A 25,764-nucleotide genomic window follows, 5' to 3' on the forward strand; every position below is an offset into this window, starting at 1 on the left:
TAGCGTTCGCGGCGTGAGTGCGCCCTCGATCACCCTCGTCGCCCGGCTCGCCGCCTCCGCCGCCGACTCCCGGCGCGGAGTGGTGCGGCTGCATCCCGAGGTGCTCGACGCGCTCGGCCTGCGGTCCTGGGACGCCGTCACGCTGACGGGCGCGCGGGTCACCACGGCGCTCGTCGCGGCCGGTGACGGGCCGCCCGGCCAGGCCACCCTCGACGACGTCACGCTCTCCAACGCCGGGCTGTCCGACGGGGCCTCCGTCGTGGTCGCGCCCGCCGCGGTGGAGCCGGCGCGGCTGGTGCGGCTCACCGGGTCGCAGCTCGCGCGGGCCGCGCTCACCCCGGAGACCGTGCGGCTCGCGTTGCTGGGCAAGGTCGTCACCGGCGGGGACGCGGTGTCGCTGCTGCCGCAGGACATCGAGCCCGCCCCCGGTCTGGACGCCTCGGCCGCCCGGCGACGCGTGGCGGGGGCGCTGGGCGCCGCGTGGACCTCCGAGCTGCTGACGGTGGCCACCGTCGAGCCCGCCGGCGCGGTGGCGGTGCGGCCCAGCACCGTCGTGGGCTGGGAGGGTGGGGCGGTCACCGGCGAGGCCCCGGTGGCCGCTGCGGGAACCGTCCGGCCCGCGGCCGCCGCGGCCGCGGCCACCGGGCCCGGGAGCGGCACCTCCGCGACCCCGACCGCGCCGGTGACCCCGCCCGTCCCCGTCGAGGACCTCGTCGGCAACACCGACGCCGCGCGACGGCTCGTCGAGTGGCTGGAGCTGACGTTCGACCGGCCCGAGCTGCTGGTGCGTCTCGGCGGCACGGCGAAGCTCGGCGTGCTCCTCGTGGGGCCCGAGGGCGTCGGGAAGCTGACGCTGGTGCGCAGCACGGCCGCCGCCGTCGACGCGAGCTGCGTCGAGCTCGCGGCCCCCGGCGCGGCCGCCCTGGAGGCGAGAGCGGCGTCGGAGCGGGTGCACGAGGCGCTGCGCATCGCCCGCGACAGCGCGCGGAACGGCACCCGCACCGTGCTGGTGATCACCGACGTCGAGGCGCTGCTGCCCGCCGCCGAGCCCCCGCCGCTCGCCACGCTCGTGATCGACGCCCTGCGCGACGCCGTCATGACGCCCGGGCTCGCCCTCGTGGCCACCACGTCGGCGCCCGAGTCGGTGGACCCCCGGTTGCGTGGCCCCGACCTCGTCGACCGCGAGCTGGGCCTCGCGCTGCCCGACGTCCGGACCCGCACGGAGCTGCTGCGCCGGTTGCTGGCCGGTGTGCCGACCGCCGACGGGGTGGACCTCAGGGCGGTCGCCGAGCGTACGCCGGGGTTCGTGGTGGCCGACCTCGCGGCCGTGCGCCGGGAGGCCGCGGTGCAGGCCGCGCTGCGCCACTCCGGCGAGGGCGACCCCCAGGTCTGCCAGCAGGACCTCCTCGACGCCGTCGGCTCGGTGCGTCCGATCTCGATGTCGTCGTCCGAGACACTGCGCACGGGCGGCATCACGCTCGACCAGGTCGGCGACATGGTGGAGACCAAGCAGGCGCTCACCGAGGCCGTGCTGTGGCCGCTGCAGTACCCGGACTCCTTCGCGCGGCTCGGGGTGTCGGCGCCGCGCGGGGTGCTCGTCTACGGGCCGCCCGGCTGCGGCAAGACGTTCCTGCTGCGCGCGCTGGCCGGCACCGGCCAGCTCAACGTGATCGCCGTCAAGGGGGCGGAGCTGCTGGACAAGTACGTCGGCGAGTCGGAGCGGGCGGTGCGCGAGCTGTTCCGGCGCGCGTCGGACGCGGCCCCGTCGCTGGTGTTCCTCGACGAGATCGACGCGCTGGCGCCCCGGCGCGGGCAGTCGTCGGACTCGGGCGTGGCCGACCGCGTGGTGGCCGCCCTGCTCACCGAGCTCGACGGCGCGCAGCCGTTGCGTGACGTGATCGTCGTGGGGGCCACCAACCGGCCGGAGCTGATCGACCCCGCGCTGCTGCGCCCCGGACGGCTCGAACGGCTCGTCTACGTGCCGCCGCCTGACGCCGCGGCGCGCGCCGAGATCCTGCGCGCGGCGGGGCGCAACACCCCGCTCGCCGCCGACGTCGACCTCGACGCGCTCGGCGCCGATCTGGAGGGCTACTCGGCCGCCGACTGCGCCGCGGTGCTGCGGGAGGCCGCGCTCACCGCGATGCGCGAGTCGCTCGACGCGGTGTCGGTGACGGGCGCGCACATCGCGGCCGCCCGCAAGGCCGTGCCGGCGTCGCTGGACCCGGCCCAGCTGGCGTCGCTGGAGGGCTACGCGGAACGGCGGCCGGGCTAACCGCGCTTCTGGTAGTCGTTCGTGACGATGACGATCAGGCCGGGGCTGGCGTCGTCCAGGCCGACGAAGCGCGGCTCCGACCGCAGCCCGAACTCGCTGGCCATCGCCTGGGCGCCCGCCTGCTCGGCCGTGCCCGGGCGGTAGTAGACGGTGCTCGTCGGGATGTTGCCGTACGGGTAGTTCGCGACGGCGGTGACCGTCCAGCCCTCGTTGCGGAAGTCGTCGCCGGCGCGGGCGGCGAGGCCCTTGATGGTGCTGTTGTTGTAGACGCGCACCGGCGACTTGACCACGGAGGCGCCGCTGCCGCCGCCGGATCCGGCGGAGCCCGAGCCACCGGCCGGGCCCGATCCGCCCGAGCCGGCGGATCCGGAACCGCCCGAGCCGGCCGATCCGCCCGATCCCGAGCCGTCGGTGCCGGGCGCGGCGATGGCGTTGGTGGGGGTGGGCCCGAACGACGGGACGGGGACGTCCGCGCTGGGCGGGACGACCGCGGTGGGCGAGACGGGTGCGGTGGCGCTGGACGTGGGGGCGGGAGCGGCCGAGTTGGAGCCGTCACCGCCGCCGGTGACGAGGGTGCCGATGCCGATGACCGCGGCGACGGCCCCGACGCCGAGCAGTGCCAGGCCGCCGACCCGCAGCGGCGAGGATCCTCCCGAAGGAGCGGGTGCGGTCATGCCGAGTGCTCCTCGACCGGAATCGCGGCCGGGATCAGGAGTCGTGATGATGGTTGGCGGGTCACAGAGTCCTCCGGTGATCGTCGGCTGGCGCGATCATGGTGTCCCTACCAGGGCTCGATGCCCAGCCGACGCGCCGCACGGGTGCGCTGTCGACTTGCGCGCAGCCTGCGGAGCCGCTTGACCAGGAGCGGATCGGCGGCCAGCGCCTCCGGCTTGTCGACCAGCGCGTTGAGGACCTGGTAGTAGCGGGTGGCGGACATGTCGAACAGCTCGCGGATGGCCTGTTCCTTGGCGCCCGCGTACTTCCACCACTGCCCTTCGAACGCGAGGATCTCGCGTTCCCTGCGGTCGAGCTCGCGATACGGGCTCCCGGCGGGGAAACCGGGTTCGGTGGCGGACTCCATCACGCTCCTCGCGGCCTCGCTCCAGCCGAATGACACGCCTGTCATTCGCGGGGCCATTGAATCACGGGGGACCGACAACTCCGGGGCAGGGACGCGCCGCCCGTCCGGGGTGAATCCTCGCCGACTATCCTCGACGGCCGTGGCCGTCCGTCCCATCGTCATCATCGGTGATCCCGTCCTGCACACCCCCACCGACCCCGTCGAGACGTTCGACGAGGAGCTGAAGGCCCTGGTCGCCGACATGTTCGACACCATGGCGGCCGCCGAGGGGGTGGGGCTCGCGGCGAACCAGGTCGGCGTCCCGCTGCGGGTGTTCGTCTACGACTGCCCCGACGAGCAGACGCGCACGAGGCTGCGCGGCGTCGTGGTCAACCCGGTGCTGGAGACCTCCGAGCGGCCGGAGACGATGCCCGATCCCGAGGACGACGACGAGGGCTGCCTCTCGGTGCCCGCCGAGCAGTTCCCGACGGGCCGGGCCGAGTGGGCCAAGGTCACGGGCGTGGACCTGGACGGGGCGCCCGTCGAGGTCGAGGGCACCGGGTTCTTCGCCCGCTGCCTGCAGCACGAGACCGACCACCTCGACGGCCTGATCTACATCGACCGGCTCGTGGGGCGCAACCAGCGCGCGGGCCGCAAGGCCGTCAAGCGCAACGGGTGGGGCGTGCCGGGGCTGTCGTGGGACCCGTCGAAGGTGCACGCCGAGGACGTCTGAACCGGCGTACCGTCGTTCCTGCAACGGTGTAATCATCACGCAGGAGGCCGCCGTGGACGAGCTCGACTCCTACTCGCGCACGGTCAGCGCGGTCGCCGCGGAGATCACCGGCAAGGTGGCCGCGGTCCGGACGGGCCGTGGGTCCGGATCCGCCGTGGTCACCGGCGACGGCATCCTCGTCACCAACGCGCACGTCGTCGGCGAGGTGCGGCGCGGGCGGGCCGACTTCCTCGACGGCTCGCAGGTCGACGTGGTCGTGGTCGGCACCGACCCGCTCTCGGACCTCGCGGTGCTCCGCGCGTCCGGGCCCGGTGAGCTGCCCGCGCCCGTCACGCTCGGGGACGCCGACGACCTGGTGGTCGGGCAGCTCGTCGTGGCCGTCGGCAACCCGCTCGGGCTCGCGGGCTCGGTCACCGCCGGGGTGGTCAGCGCGCTGGGCCGGGCCCTGCCCACCCGCAGCGGCAGCGCCGGTCGCGTCGTGGAGGACGTGATCCAGACCGACGCCGCGCTCAACCCCGGCAACTCCGGCGGGGCGCTGGCCGACTCCCGGGCGCGCGTCGTGGGCATCAACACCGCCGTCGCCGGCGTCGGGCTGGGGCTGGCGGTGCCCGTCAACGCCACCACGCGGCGGATCATGGCCGCGCTGCTCGCCGACGGCCGGGTGCGCCGCGCCTACCTCGGTGTGGTCGGCAGCCCCGCCCCGGTGCCGGCCGCCGTGGCCGACCGCTACGGGCGGCGCAACGGGCTGCGGCTGGCCGAGGTGATCAGCGGCAGCCCCGCCGCGCAGGCCGGGCTGCGGGCCGGCGACCTGGTGCTCGACGTCGGCCGCCGTCCCGTCCAGGACGCGCAGGGCGTGCAGCGGCAGCTGTTCGGGGAGGCGATCGGGGTGCCGCTGCCGGTGACCGTGCTCAGGAACGGGGCGATGGTCGACGTGGTGGCGGTGCCGAGCGAGATGCGCTCGGCCCGGTAGCAGCTCGACCAGGGTGTCGGTCCACCACCGCTCGACCTGGTCCGCTGTCCGGCCGCGCTCCCGGGTGGCCATGTCGTGGCTCTCCGGCGGCCCTCCTGGTGGGCCTGTCCGAACGCCGGATGCTGAACGATGATCAGGTCGGGTCGTCTGACGGTGCCGGTGCGTCGGGCGGCGCCAGTTCGAGGTCGATGTCCATGTCCGGGAGGACCTCGATGCCGTCCGGGAGGTACGGCCGGAGCTGGTGAGTCGTTTCGAGCTCGGCGTGCTTGTGGTCGGCCACCGGACTCGGAGACATCAGCAGCCGCCCCTCCACCAGCTCGCTGTAGCCGAGCTCGATCTCCCCGATCCCGAGGTACTCCGCACGGTGAGCAGGTGCGGTGGCGCCACGGGCTGGATCGTCATCGGACCTCCTGCTCTGTCGGAGCGAAGTGTGGCACGCACCCCCGTCGCTCCGGGGGGAACGGGCGACCCCGGGACCGCCCGTTCCCCCCGGGTGCTCAGGCCTCGGACGGCTCCAGCACGAAGACCGGGATCTCGCGGTCGGTCTTCTTCTGGTAGTCGGCGTAGTCGGAGAACGCCTCCACCGCGCGGTCCCACCAGACGGCCTTCTCGTCGCCGGTGACCTCGCGGGCCGTGTAGTCCTTGGTGACGGTGTCGTCCTGCAGCTCGACGTGCGGGTCGGCCTTCACGTTGTAGTACCAGACGGGATTCTTGGGGGCCCCGCCCAGCGACGCCACGATGGCGTAGTTCCCGTCGTGCTCGACGCGCATCAGTGGCACCTTGCGCAGCTTGCCGGACTTGGCGCCGCGGGTGGTCAGCAGGATCACCGAACGTCCGCCGATGTCGACGCTCTTCGTCGTGCCGGTCTCGAAGATCTTCTCGGTCTGGTCACGGACCCACCCCACGGGGCTGATCTCGTACTCACCTTCCAATGGCATGGCTCCATCCAACACGGGTTACGGTCGACGTGTGGAACGCACCGTGGGCATCACCCCGCCGCGGGTGATGACGATCGCCGGCACCGACTCGGGCGGCGGGGCCGGCGTCGCCGCCGACCTGCGCGCCATGGCCGCGTGCGGTGTGCACGGCTGCGTGGCCGTCACCGCCGTCACCGTGCAGAACACGCTCGGCGTCTCCGGCGTGCACACGCTGCCGCCGGAGACGGTGGCCGCGCAGATCGAGTCCGTCGCCACGGACATCGGGCTCGACGCCGTGAAGACGGGCATGCTGGCCACGTCGGAGATCATCCGCGCGGTCGTCGGGGCCTGTGACCGCGTCGGCATCGGGGCCGACGGGCCCACCCCCTTCGTCGTCGACCCCGTGGCCGCCTCGATGAACGGCGACAAGCTGCTCGCCGACGAGGCGCTCGACGCCTACCGGTCGCTGCTGTTCCCGCGCGCCACGCTCGTCACCCCCAACCTCGACGAGGTGCGCCTGCTGGTGGGCATCGACGTGCACGACCGCGGGGCCCAGTACGAGGCCGCGAAGGTGCTGTTCGGGCTCGGCCCCCGGTTCGTGCTGGTCAAGGGCGGGCACCTCGCCGAGGATGTCGACGGCTGCGTGGACCTGCTCTACGACGGCCACACCTTCACCGAGCTGCCCGGCCCCCGCTTCGACACCGGCGACACCCACGGCAGCGGTGACAACCTGGCCTCGGCCATCTGCTCCGGCCTCGCCCGCGGTATGTCGGTGCCCGACGCCGTCGCGCTGGGCAAGCGCTACATCGTGGAGGCCGTGCGGCACTCCTACCCGCTCGGCGCCGGGCACGGGCCGGTGTCGTCGCTGTGGGCCATCCGTCCGTGGTGGACGAACCCGCCCCGTAGCGCTTTCAATTAACGGTGCTGTTGACTGCGCGGACGGTCGATCCGGGAGCTACGCTCGCGGGTGATGAGCATCATGGGCACACGAGTGGTCCGGACAGAGGATCCCCAGTTCCTCTCCCGAGGCGCCACCTACACCGACGACCTGATCGACGAGCGGCTGACGGGTGCCCTGCACCTGACGCTCGTGCGATCCCCGCTCGCGCACGCGCGCATCACCGCGATCGACGTCGAGGAGGCCCGCAAGGCCCCCGGCGTGGCCGCGGTGATCACCGGCGCCGACATCGACCTCCCCGCGGCACTGCTGTTCCCCGGGGCCGACAAGAACATGGTGCGGTCGTGGCTGGCCGCCGACAAGGTCCGCTTCGTCGGGGAGCCGGTCGTCGCCGTGCTCACCGAGGAGGCCTACCAGGGCCAGGACGCGGCCGATCTCGTCGAGATCGACTACGACCCGCTCCCGGCCGTCATCGACCTGCGGGCCGCCGCCACGGACGAGGTCCTGCTGTTCGAGGACGCCGGCACCAACACGTCCAACGGCATGGGCCTCGACGACGCGTTCGACGAGAACTTCTTCGACGGCTGCGACGTGGTCGTCACGAAGGAGATCGTCAACCAGCGCGTCGCCGCGGCCTCGCTCGAGACGCGCGCCGCGAGCGCCGTCTGGGGCGGGGACGGGCGCCTCACCCTCTGGTGCTCCACCCAGGCCGCGCAGGGCGCCAAGGCCGAGGTCGCGGGCTGGCTCGGCGTCGAGGCCGACCTCGTCCACGTCATCACCCCCGACGTCGGCGGCGGGTTCGGCGCGAAGATCGGCGCCGACCCCGAGTTCGCGGTCGTCGCCTGGCTCGCGAAGCACACCGGGCGTCCGGTGCGGTGGAACGAGACCCGCTCGGAGAACATGACCGGGATGGTGCAGGGGCGCGCCCAGCTGCAGACCTTCACCATCGGCGGCACCAAGGACGGCAAGGTGCTCGCCTACCGCCTCGACGTGCTCCAGGACGCCGGCGCGTACCCGCGTCTCGGCGCGGTCCTGCCGATGTTCACGCGGATGATGGCCCCCGGCGTCTACGACATCCCCAAGGTCGAGTCCCGCGCCCGCATCCTCGTCACCAACACCACGTCCATCGCCGCCTACCGCGGCGCGGGCCGCCCGGAGGCCACCGCGGCCATCGAGCGCGCCATGGACATGTTCGCGCTCGAGATCGGGATGGACGCCGCCGAGGTCCGCCGGCGCAACCTGATCCAGCCCGACCAGTTCCCGTTCACCACCAAGGGCGGCGCGCCCTACGACAGCGGTGAGTACGAGAAGGCCCTGGACATGGTCCTGGAGGCCTCGGGCTACACCGGCCTGCGCGCGGAGCAGAAGCGCCGCCGCGAGGCCGGCGAGGTCGTGCAGCTCGGCATCGGCGTCTCGGTGTTCGTCGAGATCACCGGCGGCGGCGCGTTCAGCGAGGACGCCTCGGTGCAGGTGCACCCGGACGGCACCGTCACCGTGCTCACCGGGACCTCGCCGCACGGCCAGGGCCACGCCACGGCGTGGGCGATGCTCGCCAACGAGCACCTCGGCATCCCGATCGACAAGATCACCGTCAAGCACGGCGACACCGACCTCATCCCCCGCGGCAGCGGCACGATGGGCTCGCGCAGCCTGCAGACCGGCGGCGTCGCGGTGTACAAGGCCGCGGGCGAGCTCGTCGAGCTGGCCAAGCAGCGTGCGGCCGACCTGCTCGAGGCCAACGTCGACGACCTCGAGGTCGTCGAGGGCCGCGTCGGGGTCAAGGGCACCGACAAGGGCGTCACCCTGGCGGAGCTGGCGGGCAAGGAGGAGCTGAAGGTCGACTCGGTGTTCGACTCCGGCGCCCCCACCTTCCCGTTCGGCGCGCACGTCGCCGTCGTGGAGCTGGACACCGAATCCGGCAAGGCCGTCGTCGACAAGATCATCACCGTGGACGACGCGGGCCCCGTGCTCAACCCGCTGCTGTGCGAGGGTCAGCGCCACGGTGGCATCGCGCAGGGCATCTCGCAGGCCCTGCTCGAGGAGGTCGTCTACGACGAGGACGGCAACCCGCTGACGGCCACGTTCGCCGACTACGGCTTCCCGTCCGCGGCGGAGCTGCCCAGCTTCACGCTGCTGGACATGGCCACGCCCACCCACCTGAACCCGTTGGGGGTCAAGGGGATCGGCGAGGCGGGCACCATCGGCGCCACCCCGGCGGTGCAGAGCGCGGTGGTCGACGCCGTCTCGCACCTCGGGGTGCGCCACATCGATATGCCGGCCTCCCCACTGCGGGTGTGGGAGGCCATCGAGGCCGCGCGGAGCGAAGGCGGAGCGCCCATCGACACTGCTAGGAGCACTTCGTGACCAAGGTCCAGATCACGGTCAACGGCGAGGCGACCGCCGCCGACGTCGAGCCCCGGCTGCTGCTCGCGCACTACCTGCGCGACACGGTCGGGCTCAAGGCCACCAACATCGGCTGCGACACCACGTCCTGCGGTGCGTGCACCGTCCTGCTCGACGGCGAGTCCGTGAAGTCGTGCACGCTGCTCGCGGTGCAGGCCGACGCGCAGGAGGTCACCACCATGGAGGGCCTCTCGGCCGACGGGGAGCACCTGCACCCCGTGGCCGCGGCGTTCCGTGCCGAGCACGGCCTGCAGTGCGGTTTCTGCACGCCCGGCATGGTGATGGCCACCGTCAGCCTGCTGAAGGAGAACCCGACGCCCACCGAGCGGGAGATCCGCGAGGGGCTGGAGGGCAACCTCTGCCGCTGCACCGGCTACCACAACATCGTCCGTTCGGTGATCGCTGCGTCGGGTCAGGACCCGGACACGGTCCAGGGCCTGAACGGGCACGCCGAGACCGCCCCCTCCGGTGGCGTCGAGGTCGCACCGGGCTTCTCCACCGGAAGTGACTCATGATCCCCGTCGGATTCGACTACGAGCGCCCCGACTCCGTCGACGGCGCGCTGGCCCTGCTCGCCGAGCGCGGTGAGGACGCCAAGATCCTCGCCGGTGGCCACTCGCTGCTGCCCGTGATGAAGCTGCGGCTCGCCGCCCCCGAGCTGGTGATCGACATCGGCAGGATCGCGGAGCTGCGCTACATCCGCGTCGACGGCGACGAGGTCGCCATCGGGGCGGGCACCCGGCATCACGACCTCGAGGCGTCGGCCGAGATCGCGGCCGAGGTGCCGCTGCTGGGAGCCGTCGCCCGCACGGTCGGCGACCCGCAGGTGCGCCACCGCGGCACCATCGGCGGCTCGCTCGCCCACGCCGACCCGGCGTCCGACCTGCCCGCGGCGGTGCTGGCCCTGGGCGGCACCGTGGTGCTGCGCAGCCCGCGCGGCGAGCGGAGCGTGCCGATCACGGACTTCTACACCGGCGTCTTCTCCACGGTGATGGAGCCCGACGAGCTGGTCGTGGAGATCCGCGTGCCCCGCACCGGCACGGCGGGGTGGGCGTACGAGAAGTTCACCCGCCGCGCCAACGACTGGGCCATCGTCGGCGTCGCCGTCGTCGACGGCCGGGTCGGGCTGGTGAACATGGGTCAGACCCCGCTGCGGGCCAGTGCCACCGAGGCGGCACTGGCGGGCGGGGCGAGCATCGACGAGGCCGCCGCGCTGGCCGCGGAGGGCACCGACCCGCCCGCCGACCTGGCGGGCACGAAGGCCTACCGGGCACACCTGGCGAGAGTCCTCACGAAGCGAGCCCTGACGACAGCGCAGGGCTGATCCCCCACGGACGAACGGCACTGTCGTCGGAACCTGTCCGACGACAGTGCCGTTCGTCGTTTGAATCTCCCCGGACGGGGTAACGAGAAGGAGTGACCCCGGGGGAGCACGCCACGTCCGAGCCCGATGATCACGCGATGGCCGGGCGGTACGAGCTCGGACCCGTGATCGGTGTCGGCTCCTCGGCCGTGGTGCGCCGCGGCCGCGACCGCCACGACGGCGAGCCGGTGGCCGTCAAGATGTTCCATCCCGGCTCCAGCGCGGCCGACCTCCGCCAGCAACGGCAGGAGGTCCGGGCGCTCTCCCAACTCGACCACCCCGGCCTCGTCGGGCTGCACGACGCCGGCAGCGAGGACGGTCGGCCGTACGTCGTCACCGATCTCGTCGAGGGCCCGACGCTGGCGGAACGGATCAAGGACGGCCCGCTCGCCGTGGCCACCGTGCTCCGGATCGCGGGCGACCTGGCCGACGCGCTGGCGCACGTGCACGACTGCGGCATCGTCCACCGCGACATCAAGCCCGCCAACGTCCTGCTCGGGGACGGCACACAGGCCCGGCTGGCCGATTTCGGCATCTCCCAGTCGGCCGACGGCACCGCCTCCACCGAGGCCGGCTGCGTGATCGGCACCGCCGCCTACCTCGCACCGGAGCAGGCCCGCGGCGAGGAGGTCGGCCCACCCGCCGACGTCTACGCGCTCGGGCTGGTGCTGCTGGAGGCGCTGACGGGGCGCCGCGAGTACCCCGGCCTGGCCGTCGAGTCGGCCACCGCGCGCCTGCACCGGCGTCCACTCGTGCCCGAGGGACTCCCGGGCGGGCTGACGCCGCTGCTGCGAGCCATGACGTCCGACGACCCGTCGGCGCGGCCGGAGGCGGCGGTCGTCGCGAGCCTGCTGACCCCGCAGCGCGAGCCCCGCCCCGTCGGGCGCCACCGCAGGCCCGAACGCAGCCGGCGGCCGGTGGTGCTGGCCGCCGCGGCCCTCGTGCTCGTCGTCGCGGGCGGGGGCACGGCGCTGGCGCTGCACGCCGCGCCGGACGGGGCCCCCGCACCGGTGGCGGGTCAGCCCTGAGGTCCGGTCAGCCCTGAGGTCCGGTCAACCTGGCGCCATGCGACCGCACGGTGATCGTTCCGAGACGGGGCTCGTCGTTGATCGGAAGACCCTGGCGCCCGTCTCGGAACGATCATGACGGCAGGTCGATCACCAGCCAGCCGCCGTGGTGCTCGGACACCTCGAACGGGAGCCCGGTGCTCCTGCCCAGCTCCGTGAGGTCGGCGGCGTCGAACGTGCGGACGTGGCCCCACGCCTGGTCGGGCTCGTCCTCGTAGGGTACGGCCACCACCACGCGGCGGCGGGCGACGCGCAGCATCTCCGTCAGCACGATCCGGTCGACGCCGCGGGGCAGGTGCTCCAGCAGGTGCACGGCGAACACGCTGTCGGCGCTGCCGTCGGCTAGCGGCACCGCGGTGGCGTCGCCGGCCACGGCGTCGAGCGTCAGGCCCAGTGCGGGGGCGACGCGGTCGAGCAGCCGCACGGTGCCTGTCGAGAGGTCGACGGCGGTGACGGCGTGCCCGTCGGCGGCCAGCCGCAGCGACAGGAACCCGAAGCAGCAGCCCAGCTCCGCGACGGAGCCGACGGCCAGCTCGGCGGCCCGGTCGTGCACCGGTGCCATGCCGGCGTTGGTGCCACCCGGAGTGCCGCCGGCGGCGAGCTCGTCGAGGGTGTTGCGGTAGAACGTGGTCCAGTCCGGGTCGACCGAGGCGATCACGGAGACGAACGTGCGCTCGAACGCGCCGGGCTCGATGAGGCCGGGGGCCACGAGGTCGTCGGCGATCCAGCCGGCCAGATCGTTGCTGATCTCGCCGCGGGGGATGCGGTGGCGCAACCGTCCGTCGGGGCCGAGGGTGAGGCGGGGCGGCGCGGTGGTCACCATGAGGTCCACGCTAGGCGCGCGTTCCGCTGCCGTCACCCCTCCCATCGACGGGGGCGAGGCCGACCTGACTCGGCCGAACGGGTGATCCAGATCGCCCCCCGCCCGTCACCGGGGTCGTGCGCGGATATCAGCGCTGGAACACCGTTATCCGCGCACGGGCCGCGTCAGCGGCCCACCAGCTCCGTCGCCATCTCCTGCGCCGCGGTCTCCAGGCCCGTCAGGTCCCGGACGACGCGCACCCGGGAGCAGTACTCGGCGTAGTCGGGCAGGTCGCAGCCGCCCAGGCCCCACGAGTACCGCGGCTCGGGCGTCAGCCAGATCGTCTCCCGCGCCCGGCGGGTGATCTCGCCGAACGCCTCCAGGTTCGGGTCGTTCCCGTTGCCCCGGCCGTCGCCCAGGATGATGACGGTGGAGCGCCGGTTGACCGCCGAGCTGAAGTCCTCGTGGAAGGTGCCGAACGCCTTGCCGTAGTCGGAGTTGGCGTCCACGTCGAGCACGTCGCCGCCGAAGATCAGCCCGAGCGCCTGCTCCACCGGATGGTCCTCGAACAGGTCGGTGACCTCCGCGAGGTCGGACACGAACGCGAACGTGCGCACCTGCCCGAACAGGCTCTGCAGCCCGTGCACCAGGTGCAGGGTGAACCGGGCGGTGGCCCGCACGGACAGCGAGACGTCGGCCAGGATCACCAGCCGGGGCTTGTCCTCCGAGCGCGTCACGGTGATCGGCGCGAACGGGATGCCGTCGAACCGCATGTTCTTGCGCATCGTGCGACCCGAGTCGATCCGGCCGCGGCTGGAGACCTTGCGCTTGTGGGTCAGCCCGCCGTGCAGGGTGTGGGCGAGGCGCCGCAGCGACTCCTCCAGCTCCATGCGCTCGTGCTCGCCGACGCGGTCGACCTCGCGGATCTTCTCGTTCTCGACACCCTCGACGACCCTGTGCTCCAGCGCCATCAGCGCCTCGAGGTGCTTCTTCAACGCCTCGGGCAGCCCGGCGAGCACACCGGTCATGCGGCGCCGCAACGCGGCCGCGTCGTCCTCGGTTCCCTCCTGCGACTCGCCCTCGGCGTCGTTGAGCCAACCCAGCAGCATCTCCTGCTGCGCGACGGACAGGTCGGCGTCGACCTTCGTGCCCTGCTGCTGGGAGATCTCCCCGGGCATGCCCGCGTTGTGCAGGCTGTCGGTCTCGATCTGGACGCGGTTGCCCTCGCCCTGGATGCCCTGGCTGTCCTTCGAGATCACGATCTCGTCGGTCATGGCGGCCAGGTCGATCTTGTTGGCCTCCTGGTGCAGGTTGTACTGCTGCGCCAGGTCGTCGGGGTCGAAGAAGTCGCGGATGTCGACGGGCTTGCCGTGCTCGTGGCCCTGCTGCGGGGTGTCGCTGGGCTCCTCGCTGAGCGTGAACGACTCCAGCACGCCCTCGTCCGACAGCTCCTCGTGGCCGTGCCCGTGGCCGTGCCCGGTGTCGGTCGGCCCCACCTTCACCAGCGCGAAGAACTGGTCGAAGATCTCGTCGAAGATCTCCTCGTCGCGCCGGTCCTTCACCAGCGCGACGCGCAGCGCGGCGCGGAGCTGCTCCTTGTCGCGCAGCATCCCCGGCTGGGAGGCGCACGCCATGGCGTCGAGGGCCTCGGGGATGGAGATGCGGACGCCGCGCAGCCGCAACAGCCGCACGAACCGGTGCAGTGCGTTCTCCACGGCTACAGAGCCCGCTTGCGGCCCAGACCGGCGCCGAAGCTGCGGGCGCCGCGTTCGGCCGGCACCTTCGGCGGCTTGATGGGGCTCGCGCCCCCGTCGCCGGAGAGCGGGTTGCTGCCGTAGGTGTGGCCGAAGCGGCCGGGGGTGTCCTTGGCGGCCCGGATCGCGCGACCGTCCACCTCGTCCCCGTCCTCGTCGTCGGTGCGGGCCCTGCGAACCGGCTCCGGGTCGTGCGCGTGGTCGTCATGGCCGCCGTGCCCGTGGCCGTGACCGTGGCCGTTCGTCTCGGGGACGGTGGCGTTCGGGTCGACGAGGCGGGGCAGCGCGCCGATCGCCTTGCGGACGTCCTTGTCGTACTTGACCACGACGGACGCGGTGTCGGACAGGATCGTCGCGGTCAGCTCCTCCACCCCGAGCACGGCCAGGGTGCGGGCCCAGTCGATGGTCTCCGAGATCGACGGCGACTTGCGCAGCTCCAGCTCCCGCAGCCCGCGCACGATGCCCACCAGCTGCTGGGCCAGGGCGTCCGGCAGCCCGGTGTTCTTGCTGCGGACGATCTCCAGCTCGCGCTCGGCCGTGGGGTAGTCCAGGAACAGGTGCAGGCAGCGGCGCTTGAGGGCGGCGGAGAGGTCGCGGGTGTTGTTGCTGGTCAGGACGACGTACGGCGGGGTCTTGGTGGTGAACGTGCCCACCTCGGGCACGGAGACCTGCCACTCGGCGAGGGTCTCCAGCAGGACGGCCTCGAGCGCCTCGTCGGCGCGGTCGACCTCGTCGATCAGCAGGACCACGGGCTCGGGCGAGCGGATCGACTCCAGCAGCGGGCGGGCGGCGAGGAAGCGCTCGGAGAAGAACACGCTCTCCTGCGCACCGATGCGGTCGACGGCCGACTCGAGGTCGGGCGCGTCCGCGACGACCTGGCCGATCTTCTCGCGGAGGATCTGGGTGTAGAGCAGCTGCTTGCCGTAGTCCCACTCGTAGAGGGCCTTCGTCTCGTCCTGGCCCTCGTAGCACTGCAGGCGCAGCAGCCGACGTCCGGTGGCGGCGGCGAGGGCCTTGGCGAGCTCGGTCTTCCCGACGCCGGCCGGGCCCTCGATGAGGAGCGGCTTGTCCAGCCGGGTGGTCAGGAAGACGGTGGTGGCCAGGCGGGTGTCGGCGATGTAGCCCTGCTCGGTCAGGGTCTCGATGACGTCGTCGACGGATTCGAACTGCGACATGCTGCTCCGTTCCTCAATACCCGTGCGGGCTGAGGGGCGCCGACCAGGTGGTCGACGCCCCTCAGGTTAAGCGCTCTGACTCAGGTGAGCAGGTCGTCCAGGTCGCCGTTCATGCAGTGGTCGACCACGGGGCGCACGGTCTCGAACGTGCACTCCTTCGGGTTGCCCGGGGTGCAGGCGTCGCCGAGGACGTGGTTGGTGATGCGGTCGACGTCCGCCGCGTCGCCCTTGATGACGTCCTGGGACTTGTAGTACTCGGTCGGGCCCTGGCCCAGCCGGTTCTTCGAGTACGAGTCCTGCGTGACGTCGACGAAGCGCTCCGGGATGCCCACGTCGCGCAGCAGCCGGATGGACGCGGCGAGCGCGGCCTCGGCGGCCTGCACGTCGGTCATGCCGTGGGTGTCGACGCCCATCGCGTCCGCGATCTCCGCGAAGCGCTTGTAGTGCACCGGCATGTTGAACGCCCACACGCGCGGCAGGGCGACGGCGTTGTTGAGGCCGTGGTGGGTGTCGTAGAACGCCGACACCGCGTGGCTGATCGAGTGGATGATCCCGAGGCCACCGGAGTTGAACGCCTGCGCCGCGATGTACTGCGCATTCATCATGCCCTCGCGACCCGCGTAGGACTGCGGGTTCCACACGGCCTCGCGGAGGCTGCGCGCGGTCAGCTTGATGGCGTGCAGCGCGTTGCCGAGCGACGGGTCGAAGTTGATCCGCGAGACGTAGGGCTCGGAGGCGTGCGCCAGCACGTCGAAGCCACACTGCGCGGTGAAGTCGACCGGGCAGCTGTAGTAGAGCACCGGGTCGTCGATGGCCAGCGTGGTGACGCTGGCGTCGTCGAACGCCACGTACTTGTGGGGGTTCTTGGGGTCCGTCGTCGTGTCGGTGATGACGTACGCCCACGAGGTCTCCGAGCCGGTGCCGGCCGTGGTGGAGACCGCGATGTGCGGCGGGTTCTTCGGGTTCTCGGACTTGTTGAAGCCCTCGAACTCGTTGACGTTGCGGCCGTCGTGGGCCACCGACACGCGGGCGCCCTTGCAGGCGTCGTGCGAGGAGCCGCCACCGATGGAGACGAAGCTGTCGCAGTTGTTCTGCTGGTAGAGGCCCACAGCGTCCATGACGTTGTAGTCCTTGGGGTTCGACTCGACCTTGTCGTAGAGCACGACCTCCAGGCCGTGGTACTTCATCGACTCGACGATCTTGTGGACGATGTCGGAGCCGCGCAGGCCCGACGTCATCACCAGCGTCTTCTTGAAGCCCAGCTTGAGGGCCTCCGGACCGATCAGCTCGTGCGCGCCCGGACCGAGCAGCGCCCGGGGGAACGGGTGGAACTCCTTGATCGGGAACTGCGGAAGCATCTCTTCGACCTGCATGGCAGCCCTTTCTGGTGCAGGGGGGTGGTCGAAGGCGACGGTAGGGGTGTTGTGGGCCGGTCAACGGAAAGACCGTCACGGGGACGGGGGGTAGACCGTCCGATCGGGCAGGTACCGACGGGGCACGACGGAGGGTGCGGCCGGTCACCGGCCCTGTGTCATCGGTTCTGTCATCGGCGCTGGGCGCTCCAGGACCTCGCGACCTGGGTGAAGCCGTGACGGGCGTACCAGTCGCGGGGCCAGTCGGCCGCGTCGGCATCGAGGGTGACCAGGTCGCAGCCGGCCCGGCCGGCCAGCGCGAGGGCCTGCGCCACCAGCGCGTTCCCGTGCCCGCGGCCCTGGTGGTCGGGGAGGGTCTCGACGGCGTCGATCATCGCGGTGGCGCCGTCGATCTTGAGGACGCAGCCGGCGATCACGTCGCCGAGGTCGTTGCGGACCGAGAGCAGGCGGGTGTCCACCGCCTCCTCGTCCTCCAGCTGGTAGCGGTCGTTCAGCTGCTGGATCGTGTCGCCGTCGACGCCCGGGATGGCCCGGCACCAGCCCTCGCTCCAGAAGGGGCGCATGTCCTCGATGCCGGTCTGTCCGACGAACGGGTTGAGCGGGCCGCCGGGCCGGGCGGCCATCACGGCGAGCTCCTCGATCTCCCAGCCGAGCGCCTCCAGCCCCGCGGCGGTGGGGGCGAGGTGCTCGCCGGTCAGCAGAGCCTTGCGGTGCGACAGGCCCGCGGCGCCGAGTACGCGGTCGGCGTCGGCGACGAGGGTGGCCGCGTCGACCTCACCGTCGACGACGAGCTGGTTGTGCTGGTGCGACAGCGGCACCGGCTCGGTCAGGACGGCGACCCCGCCCGTGACCGGCATCTCCGACGTCGCCACGCGCCGCAGCAGCGACGAGACGGCGAGGGTGCACCGGCCCGCGGTGTCGAGGACGGGCAGGGTCGGTGCGTCGAACCCGCCGTCCGGGCGTGGCCGGTAGGGCAGTACGCCCAGGACGGCGCTGATCGGGAGCCTGCCGTAGGCGTGCGGGAACCGCATCGACTCCGGATCGCCGGGCACCCCCGGTTCCCACGCGACGGGCACGTCGATGCGGTCCGGGTCGAGGACCAGCAGCGCCAGGTCCTGGCGGCCGTGGAACAGCCGGTCGGCCGGCAGGGCCACCTGCGCGGCGGTGGAGAGGTGGACGAACCCCACCTCGTACAGCGACGGCGGCACGACGGCGCCCTCGGCGAGGCTGCCCCGCCAGTCACCGGGCGAGATCAGATGCAGGAGGGGCTCGGTCACCCGCACAGTGTGGCGCGCGGCCCCTCCGATCGGACGGGTACACCCGCCGGGTCTTGTCTTTGGCACCGGGTGCCAATTAGCGTCTGTGGCGCCCGTTACCCACGACGTCAGGAGCTGCCCATGGCCCCCGCACAGGACGCCCAGTCCGCCCCCGAAGAGCCCGTGGTCGAGGAGACTCTCGTCGAAGAGGTCTCGATCGACGGCATGTGCGGTGTCTACTAGCACCGTGGCGGATGCCGGCGCCGGGCCTGCTTCGGCAGGTCCGGCGTTCGACCCCGAGCTGCCCTACCGGTGCAGCCCGAGCGTGGCGCTGCGCCCCGAGCCCTTCGGTGCCCTCGTCTACCACTTCGGCACCCGCAAGCTGTCGTTCCTGAAGACGCCCGAGCTCGTCACGGTCGTCTCCGGTCTCGAGAACCATCCCGACGTGCACGCCGCCATCGAGGCGGCCGGCGTCGAGGAAGCTCAGCGCCCCGCCTACCTGAAGGCCCTCGCGGGCCTGGCGGCCAACGGAACCATTCTTGCGAGGGAGACGCAGTGAAGCTGGTCGACCACTTCCAGTACGGCCTCAACTCCCCGATCTGCCTGACCTGGGAGCTCACCTACGCCTGCAACCTGGCGTGCGTGCACTGCCTGTCGTCGTCGGGCCGGCGGGACCCCAACGAGCTCTCCACGGCCGAGGCCAAGTCGGTCATCGACGAGCTGCAGCGGATGCAGGTCTTCTACATCAACATCGGCGGCGGCGAGCCGACCGTGCGGCCGGACTTCTGGGAGTTGCTCGACTACTCGATCGACCACAACGTCGGTGTCAAGTTCTCCACGAACGGCGTCAAGCTGGACAAGAAGCGGTCCGAGCAGCTCGCGCGCACCGACTACGTCGACGTGCAGATCTCCCTCGACGGCGCCACCGCGGCGGTCAACGACCACGTGCGCGGCCCCGGCTCCTACGACATGGCGATCCGCGCGCTGGAGAACCTCGCCGAGGCCGGGTTCGGGCAGCCCAAGATCTCCGTCGTCATGACGCGGCAGAACGTCGACCAGCTCGACGAGTTCAAGTCGATCGCCGACAAGTACAACGCCCAGCTGCGCATCACGCGACTGCGCCCGTCGGGCCGCGGCGCGGACGTCTGGGACGAGCTGCACCCGCTCCCGTCGCAGCAGAAGCAGATGTACGACTGGCTCGTGGCCAAGGGCGACCAGGTCCTCACCGGCGACTCCTTCTTCCACCTCTCGGCGTTCGGCGAGGCCCTGCCCGGGCTGAACCTGTGCGGCGCCGGACGCGTCGTGTGCCTGATCGACCCGGTCGGCGACGTCTACGCCTGCCCGTTCGCGATCCACGAGAACTTCCTGGCCGGCAACCTGCGCTCGCCCGGCGGGTTCCAGGAGATCTGGGAGCACTCGGAGCTGTTCACCGAGCTGCGCCAGCCGCAGACCGGTGGGGCCTGCGCCTCCTGCATGCACTACGACTCGTGTCAGGGCGGGTGCATGGCGGCCAAGTTCTTCACCGGCCTCCCGCTCGACGGGCCCGACCCGGAGTGCGTGCGCGGTTTCGGCGAGCAGGCCCTGGCGGCCCGCGACGCCGACCTGTCGGTGCCGAAGTCGGACGTCAACCACTCGCGGTCGGCGCCGCGGAACTCCCGCACGCCCAAGGCGCCGGTGATGCTGCAGATCGGCATGGGGCGTCCCGACAAGGCGTGCGAGACCAGCCCGCTGGTCGACAGCGGGGCGGACACGCGCCTGAGCCCGGCCGCTGCTCGGGCCTGAAGCCGGTCCCGAAACGCTGATCAAGGCCCCGATGTCGTCTGTGGAGATCCACTGGCGACATCGGGGCCTTGATCGTTGACGTGGGGGCGCTCGCCGGGCCGGTCCGGGTGGGTCCGCGGACCGCTCCCTCGCGGGTGGTGTTCGGGCCGCACCCCACCAACCTCGCCCGGCGCCGCGAGATCTCCGACCGGCACGTCGCCTATTACGCGCGACGGGCCGCGGGCGGATGCGGCGTGATCGTCACCGAGACGGCGTCGGTGCACGAGTCCGACTGGCCCTACGAACGCGCCCCGCTTTCCGTGGACTGCGTCGACGGATGGGCCGCGGTGCGGGAGGCGTGCCGTCCCGCGCTGGTGCTCGCCGGGCTCGGGCACGCCGGTGCACAGGGCAGCTCCGCGTACTCCCAGCAGACGCTGTGGGGCGCGTCGCGGATCGCGGACGTCGCCTCGCGCGAGGTGCCGCAGGTGATGGAGCAGGCCGAGATCGACGCGCTGGTGGCCGGGTTCGCCTCCGCCGCGGCACTCGCGGTGTCCGCCGACCTCGACGGCGTGGAGATCGACGCCGGGCAGTACGCTCTGCTGCGGCAGTTCCTCTCGGGCCTCACCAACCAGCGCGACGACGCCTACGGCCGCGACCGCGGGCGGCTCCTGCGCGAGGTGCTCGGGGCCGTCCGCAGGGCGCTCGGGGAGGACCGGATCCTGGCGCTGCGGCTGTGCTGCGACGAGCTGGCGCCGTGGGCGGGGATCACGCCGGGTCAGCTTCCCGACCTCCCGGGCGTCGACCTGGTGACGGTGGTGCGCGGCTCCGGCCTGACCACCCACGCCACCCGCCCCGACCTGCACACCGACCCCGGCTTCAACCGCGCCCTCTGCGCGTCCGTCCGCCACGCGCTGATCACGGCCGGATGGTCGCCGGAGCAGCGCACCGAGCCATTCTCTGCCCGTGATCAGCGCGGGGGGCCGGCCGTCGTGCTGCAGGGGAGCGTGGTCGATCCGGCCTTCGCCCAGGCCGCGCTCGAGGCCGGGGTGTGCGATCTCGTCGAGATGACGCGCGCCCAGATCGCCGACCCGGGCCTCGTCGCGCTCGTCCGCGCGGGTACGCCCGAGCGCATCCGGCCGGCCACCCTGTCCAACCAGCGCACCCACGTCCGCGACCCGCGCAACCCGATCGTCAGCGACGACGCCGAGCCGGACGCGGGCCACGAGATGGAGACCCCGGCGTTCCCCGTGGTCGAACCCCGCGACGTGCTCGTCGTCGGGGGAGGTCCGGCCGGGCTGGAGGCCGCGCGCGAGCTCGCCCGGCACGGTCACCGGGTGCGACTGGCAGAGCGGTCGGCCCGGCTCGGCGGTGCGGTGCTGCTCGCCGCCGCCGTCGCGGGCCGCCGCCGGATGGGCGTCCTGATCCCGTGGTGGGAGCGGGAGCTCGCGCGGCTCGGGGTGACGGTCGAGACCGGCGTGCACGTCGACGCCGCCGCCCTCGACGCGGCCGGACGCGACGGGACGGCCGTGCTGCTCGCGACCGGCTCCCGATCCGGCCTGCGCTCCTACGCCGCCGACGTCCCGGTGGTGACCGCCGCCGAGTTCGCGGCCGGGGCGGTGCTCCCGGACGGTCCGGTGGTCGTCCACGATCCCGTCGGGGACTGGACGGGCGTCGGCGCGGCCGAGCAGGTGGGCAGCCGGGCCGTGCTCGTCACCCCCGACCAGGTCGCGGGCACCCAGCTGTCGATCACCGGCGACCTGGCCCCCGCCACGGTCCGCCTCGACCGGGCCGGCGTGCGGCGCGAGCTCCTCTCGTCGCTCGTGGAGGTCCGCGGCGGCGTCGCGGTGCTGGAGCACGTCTGGACCGGCGGACGACGGGAGGTCCCCTGCGCGGCCGTGGTCGACTGCGGCCACCGGCTCCCCGACGACGCCCTCTGGCGCGCCCGTCCGCACCTGGTGCGGGCCGGTGACTGCGTGGCCCCCCGCACCCTGCACGAGGCGATCCGGGAGGGCCGCCGGGCCGCCGCCGAGGTCGTGCGCGGAAATCGGGGCCCTGGCCCCGATTTCCGCGCACAGGGGGTCTGATGCTCTTCACGCCGCTGCAGCTCGGGCCGCTCACCGTGCGCAACCGCATCGTCTTCACCGCCCACCTCACCAACGCCGCCGTGGACGGCCGGGCCACCGAACAGCACGCCGCGTACTACGCCGCGCGGGCCGCGGGCGGGGCCGGGATGATCATCACCGAGGAGCACTCGGTGCACCCGGCCGACCGGCCCTACGAGAAGCTGATCCGCGGCCACGACCCGGCCGCGATCCCCGGCTACCGCCGCCTCACCGCCGCCGTCCACGCGCACGGCGTGCCGGTGCTCGCGCAGCTCAACCACAACGGCGGTCAGTCGTCGGGGATGTACTCGCGGCTGCCGGTGTGGGCGCCCTCGCCGCTGGCCGACCCGTTGTTCCGCGAGGTGGCCAAGGAGATCACCGTCGTCGAGATCGCCGAGATCGTCGACGGCTACGCGCGCACGGCCGCGCACTGCGTCGAGGGCGGTTTCGACGGGGTGGAGCTGCAGTGCTCGCACGCGTCGCTGCTGCGCCAGTTCCTCTCCCCGCTCACCAACCTGCGCACCGACACCTACGGCACCGACCGGTCGCGGGTCGTCGCCGAGGTGGTGGCCGCCGTCCGCGACGCGATCGGCCCCGACCGCGTCCTCGGCGTACGACTCTGCGGCGACGAGGGCATGGCCGGCGGCATCACGATCGACGACGCCGTGGAGACCGCGCGCCGCGTCGAGCCCCACGTCGACTACCTCAACACCTCCATCGGCGTCGCCACCTCCACGCTGCACCTCATCGAGGCGTCGATGCACGTGCCGCGCGACTACGCCCACTCCATCCCGGCCGCGTTACGGAAGGCCGTGGCCCGGCCGGTGATCGGGGTCGGCCGGTTCGGCGACCACGAGCAGGCGCAGCGCGCGCTCGACGACGGCGTGTGCGACCTCGTCGGCGTCGTCCGCGGGCAGGTCGCCGACCCCGACTTCGCCCGCAGGGCCCCCGCGGAGATCCGCACGTGCTCGGCCTGCAACCAGGAGTGCGTCGGTCGGGTGGGGCTCAACCGCTGGCTCGGCTGCGCCCAGAACCCGCGCGCGGGACGGGAGTCCGTGCCGCTGCCACCCCTGGCCGTGCCGCGGCGGGTGCTCGTCGTCGGAGGAGGCCCGGCGGGGCTGCAGGCCGCGGCCACCGCCGCCTCCCGCGGCCACCGGGTCACGCTGTGCGAACGCTCGCAGCAGACCGGTGGGCAGGTCCGGCTCGCCGCCACCGCCCCGGGACGGGCCGAGCTCACGGCCATGGTCGACGCGCCGCTGGCCGAGTGCCTGCGACTCGGGGTCGAGGTGCGCACCGGCGTCGAGGTCGACGCCGCGCTGGTCGAACGGCTCGCGCCGGACGCGGTCGTGCTCGCCACCGGTGCGGTGCCCGAGCTGCCCGGCTGGGCCGCCGGCCTGGACCACGTCGTCGACGTCCGCCACGTGCTCGCCGGCGATGCGGCACCGTCCGGTCGCGTCCTGATCCCCGACGAGCTGGGCTTCCACCAGGCCACGTCGGTGGCGGAGCTGCTCGCCGCGCGCGGTTGCTCCGTCGAGATCATGACGCCGGGCATGGTCGTCGGGCAGGATCTGGGCATCACACTCGACATGGAGAACTTCCACCGCCGCGCGGCTGCGGCCGGCATCGCGCTGACCACGGACCGCATGGTGGTCGGCGCACGCGCCGGCGTGCTCGTCGACGTCCTGCACCACACCGTCGGGGCCACCGAGGAGCGGCGCTACGACTGGGTCGTCTGCGCGTCCCCGCCCCGGCCCGACGACGCGCTGTGGCACGCGGTCCGCGGCGTGCCCGTCCACCGCATCGGCGACTGCCTCGCCCCGCGCCGCGTGCACGCCGCGACGGTCGAGGGCGCCCGGGTCGGGGCGCAGCTGTGACCCGCCTGGGCGAGCGCACGTGGACCGAGCTCGAGGGCCACGGGCAGTACACGGTGGTCGTCCCCGTCGGGGCGCTGGAGCAGCACGGTCCGCACCTGCCGCTCGACACCGACGCCCGGATCGCCGCGGCCGTCGCCCGCCGGGCCACCCACGACGACCCGATGCTGCTGCTCGCGCCCCCGGTGGCCTACGGCGCGTCGGGCGAGCACCAGGGCTTCCCCGGCACCCTCTCGATCGGCCACGAGGCGCTGCGGACGGTGCTGGTGGAGCTGGGCCGGTCGGCGACGGAGTGGGCCACACGACTGCTGTTCGTCAACGGGCACGGCGGCAACCTCCCGACCGTTCCCGACGCCGTCGCGCAGCTGCGCCGGGAGGGCCGCGACGTCGCCTGGTTCGGCTGCGCCGTGCCGAACGGCGACGCCCACGCCGGCCACACCGAGACGTCCATCCTGCTCGCGCTCGACCCCGACGTCGTCCGGCTGGACTCCGTCGAGGTCGGCAACACCACGCCACTGCGGGAGCTGCTGTCGGTGCTCACCCGCGGCGGGGTGGCCGCCGCCAGCACCAACGGCGTGCTCGGCGACCCCCGCGGCTCCACCGCCGACGAGGGTGAGTTCCTGCTGGGCCTCATGGTCGGCGAGCTGCGCGACCGCGCCGCCCGCTGGAAGCCCGACGACCGCGGCCGCCTGGGCTGACCCCCCCACCCCCGCGAGTCGGGGCGTGCGTGCGCCCGAGTCGGGCCGTGCGTGCGCAGCCACAGCGCGACCCACACGCACGGGGACCCCGACTCGCGGCTCGTCAGGAGCGGTGGATCAACAGGGGGACCAGCTGTTCCTCCGTCGAGAGGGAGCCGTGCTGGCCGGGCAGCCTCGAGATGTAGGGCTCGGCCTCGGACCGGATCACGGCCGCCGTGCCGCGGGCCGCCACCACCACGTCCCCGATCCGGGACGCGAGGTGCGGGCCGAGCGGGCCGAACCAGCCCTCGGCCACCGCCTGGTCGCGCGGCACCACCCAGGCGGCGTCGCCCAGCACGGCCCGCCACGTCGCGAGCACGTCGTCGGCCGCACCGTCGCGGGCGTGGACGTGCCGCGACCGGGCGTCGCCGCCCAGCAGCAGGACGCCACGGCGCAGGTCGTCGTCGGTGTCGGCGTCCCAGGTGCGGTCGACCGCGACCATGCCGTGGTCGCCGGTGATCACGAGGACGGAGTCGGGCGGCAGCGCGCCGGCGATCGTCGACGCCAGGCCGTCGACCTGGCGGAGCTGGAAACGCCACGGCACGGTACCGGGACCGTGCAGGTGCCCCATGGTGTCCAGATCGGCGTGGTAGCCGTAGCAGAGCTGCCGCCCTTCGCCGCTCACCGCGTCGATCATCTTGGCGGCCAGGTCCCCGAGCGCGTCGGCGGCGCGGAACCGGCCGCCGCGCAGGGCCGCGCGGGTCAGGCCCGAGCCGCGGAAGAGCCGCTGCGTCACCGTGGTCACCTCGACGCCGGCGGCCGCGGCGCGCTCGAAGACGGTCGCGTGCGCCTGGATCTCCTCCGGGGGGAACCGTTCCCGCAGGTCCACGGACTTCCCGACGCCGTGCGCCGTCCAGCGCAGCGCGTCCATCACCTCGTCGTCGGAGACGCGGAAGGAGATGCCGAGGATGCCGTGCGCGCCCGGCGGCAGGCCCGTGCCCAGCGACGCGAGGCTGATCGCCGTGCTCGACGGGAAGCCGACGGTCAGCGGCCCGGCGTCGGTCAGGCCGGCCAGGAACGGGGCGTCGTGGGCGTGGGCGCGCAGCAGTTCGGTGCCGAGCCCGTCGATCAGGAGCAGTGCGGCGGCCCGCACGGGTTCGATCACCAGCTCGGACGCCGGCTCCGGTTCGCCGAGGGCCCGCAGCAGGGCGGGCAGTACCTCGGCCAGCGAGCGGCGACCGTAGTCGGGCAGCACCGGACTGGTCACACCCTCAGCGTGCCAGACGGGCGCACCTCCCGATGACCGTGGC

The 25,764-nt window shown here is 73.1% G+C and carries 24 protein-coding genes; 14 read left to right on the plus strand and 10 right to left on the minus strand.

Annotation, left to right across the window (positions count from 1 at the left end):
* The first annotated feature begins 13 nt into the window (after positions 1-13).
* Positions 14-2,272 (plus strand): AAA family ATPase, encoded by a 2,259-nt coding sequence (locus BGP03_RS34970; protein ID WP_298801047.1) that lies wholly within the window; start codon positions 14-16, stop codon positions 2,270-2,272.
* Here the strand turns inward: BGP03_RS34970 and BGP03_RS34975 are convergent.
* The gene (locus BGP03_RS34975; RefSeq protein ID WP_296373000.1) at positions 2,269-2,946 is read right to left on the minus strand and encodes a LytR C-terminal domain-containing protein; all 678 of its coding nucleotides are present in this window, start codon (positions 2,944-2,946) and stop codon (positions 2,269-2,271) included. The two genes, BGP03_RS34970 and BGP03_RS34975, sit on opposite strands and share 4 nt — an antisense overlap.
* 107 nt (positions 2,947-3,053) lie before the next feature.
* Entirely contained in the window at positions 3,054-3,353 is a 300-nt protein-coding gene (locus BGP03_RS34980) for a DUF3263 domain-containing protein (RefSeq protein ID WP_296373002.1), read from the minus strand.
* Positions 3,354-3,492: 139 nt separating this feature from the next.
* Here BGP03_RS34980 and BGP03_RS34985 point away from each other — a divergent pair, with 139 nt between their 5' ends.
* Both BGP03_RS34985 and BGP03_RS34990 read left to right on the plus strand, forming a co-directional pair.
* Complete coding sequence (locus BGP03_RS34985; protein ID WP_296373004.1) at positions 3,493-4,065, plus strand: peptide deformylase; 573 nt, start codon at positions 3,493-3,495, stop codon at positions 4,063-4,065.
* A 52-nt stretch (positions 4,066-4,117) separates the two neighbouring features.
* Positions 4,118-5,035 carry a trypsin-like peptidase domain-containing protein gene (locus tag BGP03_RS34990; protein WP_296373006.1) on the plus strand — a complete coding sequence of 306 codons (918 nt, stop codon included), beginning with the start codon at positions 4,118-4,120 and terminating at the stop codon, positions 5,033-5,035.
* A 133-nt stretch (positions 5,036-5,168) separates the two neighbouring features.
* Here BGP03_RS34990 and BGP03_RS34995 read toward each other — a convergent pair whose 3' ends face one another.
* Both BGP03_RS34995 and BGP03_RS35000 read right to left on the minus strand, forming a co-directional pair.
* The gene (locus BGP03_RS34995; protein ID WP_298801046.1) at positions 5,169-5,330 is read right to left on the minus strand and encodes a hypothetical protein; all 162 of its coding nucleotides are present in this window, start codon (positions 5,328-5,330) and stop codon (positions 5,169-5,171) included.
* Positions 5,331-5,532: 202 nt separating this feature from the next.
* Positions 5,533-5,973: a nitroreductase family deazaflavin-dependent oxidoreductase gene (locus tag BGP03_RS35000; protein ID WP_296373008.1), complete on the minus strand. Its 441-nt coding sequence runs from the start codon at positions 5,971-5,973 to the stop codon at positions 5,533-5,535.
* A 67-nt stretch (positions 5,974-6,040) separates the two neighbouring features.
* On the opposite strand from BGP03_RS35000, the gene thiD reads away from it, so the two are divergent.
* From thiD to BGP03_RS35025, 5 genes are all read left to right on the plus strand, one after another.
* Entirely contained in the window at positions 6,041-6,871 is an 831-nt protein-coding gene (gene thiD / locus BGP03_RS35005; protein ID WP_298801065.1) for a bifunctional hydroxymethylpyrimidine kinase/phosphomethylpyrimidine kinase, read from the plus strand.
* Between the two features lie 51 nt (positions 6,872-6,922).
* Positions 6,923-9,214 carry a xanthine dehydrogenase family protein molybdopterin-binding subunit gene (locus BGP03_RS35010; protein WP_298801044.1) on the plus strand — a complete coding sequence of 764 codons (2,292 nt, stop codon included), beginning with the start codon at positions 6,923-6,925 and terminating at the stop codon, positions 9,212-9,214.
* The gene (locus tag BGP03_RS35015; protein ID WP_296373012.1) at positions 9,211-9,768 is read left to right on the plus strand and encodes a (2Fe-2S)-binding protein; all 558 of its coding nucleotides are present in this window, start codon (positions 9,211-9,213) and stop codon (positions 9,766-9,768) included. The genes BGP03_RS35010 and BGP03_RS35015 overlap by 4 nt, the downstream gene beginning before the upstream one ends.
* A complete protein-coding gene (locus BGP03_RS35020; RefSeq protein WP_298801043.1) occupies positions 9,765-10,577 on the plus strand; it encodes a xanthine dehydrogenase family protein subunit M in 813 nt (270 codons plus the stop codon). Before BGP03_RS35015 ends, BGP03_RS35020 begins: the two co-directional genes overlap by 4 nt.
* A gap of 92 nt (positions 10,578-10,669) precedes the next feature.
* Positions 10,670-11,644 carry a serine/threonine-protein kinase gene (locus tag BGP03_RS35025; protein ID WP_298801042.1) on the plus strand — a complete coding sequence of 325 codons (975 nt, stop codon included), beginning with the start codon at positions 10,670-10,672 and terminating at the stop codon, positions 11,642-11,644.
* A 112-nt stretch (positions 11,645-11,756) separates the two neighbouring features.
* Here the strand turns inward: BGP03_RS35025 and mftM are convergent, their stop codons facing one another.
* The 5 genes from mftM to BGP03_RS35050 form a co-directional block, all read right to left on the minus strand.
* The gene (gene mftM, locus BGP03_RS35030; protein WP_296373018.1) at positions 11,757-12,506 is read right to left on the minus strand and encodes a mycofactocin oligosaccharide methyltransferase MftM; all 750 of its coding nucleotides are present in this window, start codon (positions 12,504-12,506) and stop codon (positions 11,757-11,759) included.
* Positions 12,507-12,670: 164 nt separating this feature from the next.
* Complete coding sequence (locus tag BGP03_RS35035) at positions 12,671-14,200, minus strand: VWA domain-containing protein (protein WP_298801041.1); 1,530 nt, start codon at positions 14,198-14,200, stop codon at positions 12,671-12,673.
* A gap of 2 nt (positions 14,201-14,202) precedes the next feature.
* Positions 14,203-15,414, minus strand: a complete 1,212-nt coding sequence (locus tag BGP03_RS35040; RefSeq protein ID WP_298801040.1) for a MoxR family ATPase — start codon at positions 15,412-15,414, stop codon at positions 14,203-14,205.
* Positions 15,415-15,494: 80 nt separating this feature from the next.
* Positions 15,495-16,787, minus strand: a complete 1,293-nt coding sequence (gene mdo, locus BGP03_RS35045) for an NDMA-dependent methanol dehydrogenase (RefSeq protein WP_296373024.1) — start codon at positions 16,785-16,787, stop codon at positions 15,495-15,497.
* Positions 16,788-16,957: 170 nt separating this feature from the next.
* Entirely contained in the window at positions 16,958-18,064 is a 1,107-nt protein-coding gene (locus BGP03_RS35050) for a GNAT family N-acetyltransferase (RefSeq protein ID WP_296373026.1), read from the minus strand.
* 120 nt (positions 18,065-18,184) lie between these two features.
* Here BGP03_RS35050 and mftA point away from each other — a divergent pair, with 120 nt between their 5' ends.
* The 6 genes from mftA (at position 18,185) to mftE (ending at position 24,475) form a co-directional block, all read left to right on the plus strand.
* Entirely contained in the window at positions 18,185-18,286 is a 102-nt protein-coding gene (gene mftA, locus BGP03_RS35055; RefSeq protein WP_296373027.1) for a mycofactocin precursor MftA, read from the plus strand.
* A gap of 4 nt (positions 18,287-18,290) precedes the next feature.
* A complete protein-coding gene (gene mftB, locus BGP03_RS35060; protein ID WP_296373029.1) occupies positions 18,291-18,602 on the plus strand; it encodes a mycofactocin biosynthesis chaperone MftB in 312 nt (103 codons plus the stop codon).
* Positions 18,599-19,825, plus strand: coding sequence for a mycofactocin radical SAM maturase (mftC, locus tag BGP03_RS35065; RefSeq protein WP_296373031.1), 1,227 nt, complete (start codon positions 18,599-18,601; stop codon positions 19,823-19,825). The genes mftB and mftC overlap by 4 nt, the downstream gene beginning before the upstream one ends.
* Before the next feature lie 68 nt (positions 19,826-19,893).
* Positions 19,894-21,888 carry a mycofactocin system FadH/OYE family oxidoreductase 1 gene (locus BGP03_RS35070; RefSeq protein WP_298801039.1) on the plus strand — a complete coding sequence of 665 codons (1,995 nt, stop codon included), beginning with the start codon at positions 19,894-19,896 and terminating at the stop codon, positions 21,886-21,888.
* Positions 21,888-23,780, plus strand: a complete 1,893-nt coding sequence (locus tag BGP03_RS35075) for a mycofactocin system FadH/OYE family oxidoreductase 2 (RefSeq protein ID WP_298801038.1) — start codon at positions 21,888-21,890, stop codon at positions 23,778-23,780. The genes BGP03_RS35070 and BGP03_RS35075 overlap by 1 nt, the downstream gene beginning before the upstream one ends.
* On the plus strand, positions 23,777-24,475 hold the full coding sequence (gene mftE, locus BGP03_RS35080) for a mycofactocin biosynthesis peptidyl-dipeptidase MftE (RefSeq protein ID WP_298801037.1): 699 nt from the start codon (positions 23,777-23,779) through the stop codon (positions 24,473-24,475). The genes BGP03_RS35075 and mftE overlap by 4 nt, the downstream gene beginning before the upstream one ends.
* A 103-nt stretch (positions 24,476-24,578) precedes the next feature.
* Here the strand turns inward: mftE and BGP03_RS35085 are convergent, their stop codons facing one another.
* Complete coding sequence (locus BGP03_RS35085) at positions 24,579-25,721, minus strand: alkaline phosphatase family protein (protein WP_298801036.1); 1,143 nt, start codon at positions 25,719-25,721, stop codon at positions 24,579-24,581.
* Between the last annotated feature and the right edge of the window lie 43 nt (positions 25,722-25,764).

Source organism: Pseudonocardia sp. 73-21, assembly GCF_001899645.1.
Taxonomy (GTDB): domain Bacteria; phylum Actinomycetota; class Actinomycetes; order Mycobacteriales; family Pseudonocardiaceae; genus Pseudonocardia.

What these genes read in the sequence shown, in the direction of transcription:
- BGP03_RS34975 (WP_296373000.1), bottom strand. Translation starts at nt 2,946, where the DNA reads ATGACCGCACCCGCTCCTTCGGGAGGATCCTCGCCGCTGCGGGTCGGC.
- BGP03_RS34980 (WP_296373002.1), bottom strand. Translation starts at nt 3,353, where the DNA reads ATGGAGTCCGCCACCGAACCCGGTTTCCCCGCCGGGAGCCCGTATCGC.
- BGP03_RS34995 (WP_298801046.1), bottom strand. Translation starts at nt 5,330, where the DNA reads ATGTCTCCGAGTCCGGTGGCCGACCACAAGCACGCCGAGCTCGAAACG.
- BGP03_RS35000 (WP_296373008.1), bottom strand. Translation starts at nt 5,973, where the DNA reads ATGCCATTGGAAGGTGAGTACGAGATCAGCCCCGTGGGGTGGGTCCGT.
- thiD (WP_298801065.1), top strand. Translation starts at nt 6,041, where the DNA reads ATGACGATCGCCGGCACCGACTCGGGCGGCGGGGCCGGCGTCGCCGCC.
- BGP03_RS35010 (WP_298801044.1), top strand. Translation starts at nt 6,923, where the DNA reads ATGAGCATCATGGGCACACGAGTGGTCCGGACAGAGGATCCCCAGTTC.
- BGP03_RS35020 (WP_298801043.1), top strand. Translation starts at nt 9,765, where the DNA reads ATGATCCCCGTCGGATTCGACTACGAGCGCCCCGACTCCGTCGACGGC.
- mftM (WP_296373018.1), bottom strand. Translation starts at nt 12,506, where the DNA reads ATGGTGACCACCGCGCCGCCCCGCCTCACCCTCGGCCCCGACGGACGG.
- BGP03_RS35040 (WP_298801040.1), bottom strand. Translation starts at nt 15,414, where the DNA reads ATGTCGCAGTTCGAATCCGTCGACGACGTCATCGAGACCCTGACCGAG.
- mdo (WP_296373024.1), bottom strand. Translation starts at nt 16,787, where the DNA reads ATGCAGGTCGAAGAGATGCTTCCGCAGTTCCCGATCAAGGAGTTCCAC.
- mftA (WP_296373027.1), top strand. Translation starts at nt 18,185, where the DNA reads ATGGCCCCCGCACAGGACGCCCAGTCCGCCCCCGAAGAGCCCGTGGTC.
- BGP03_RS35075 (WP_298801038.1), top strand. Translation starts at nt 21,888, where the DNA reads ATGCTCTTCACGCCGCTGCAGCTCGGGCCGCTCACCGTGCGCAACCGC.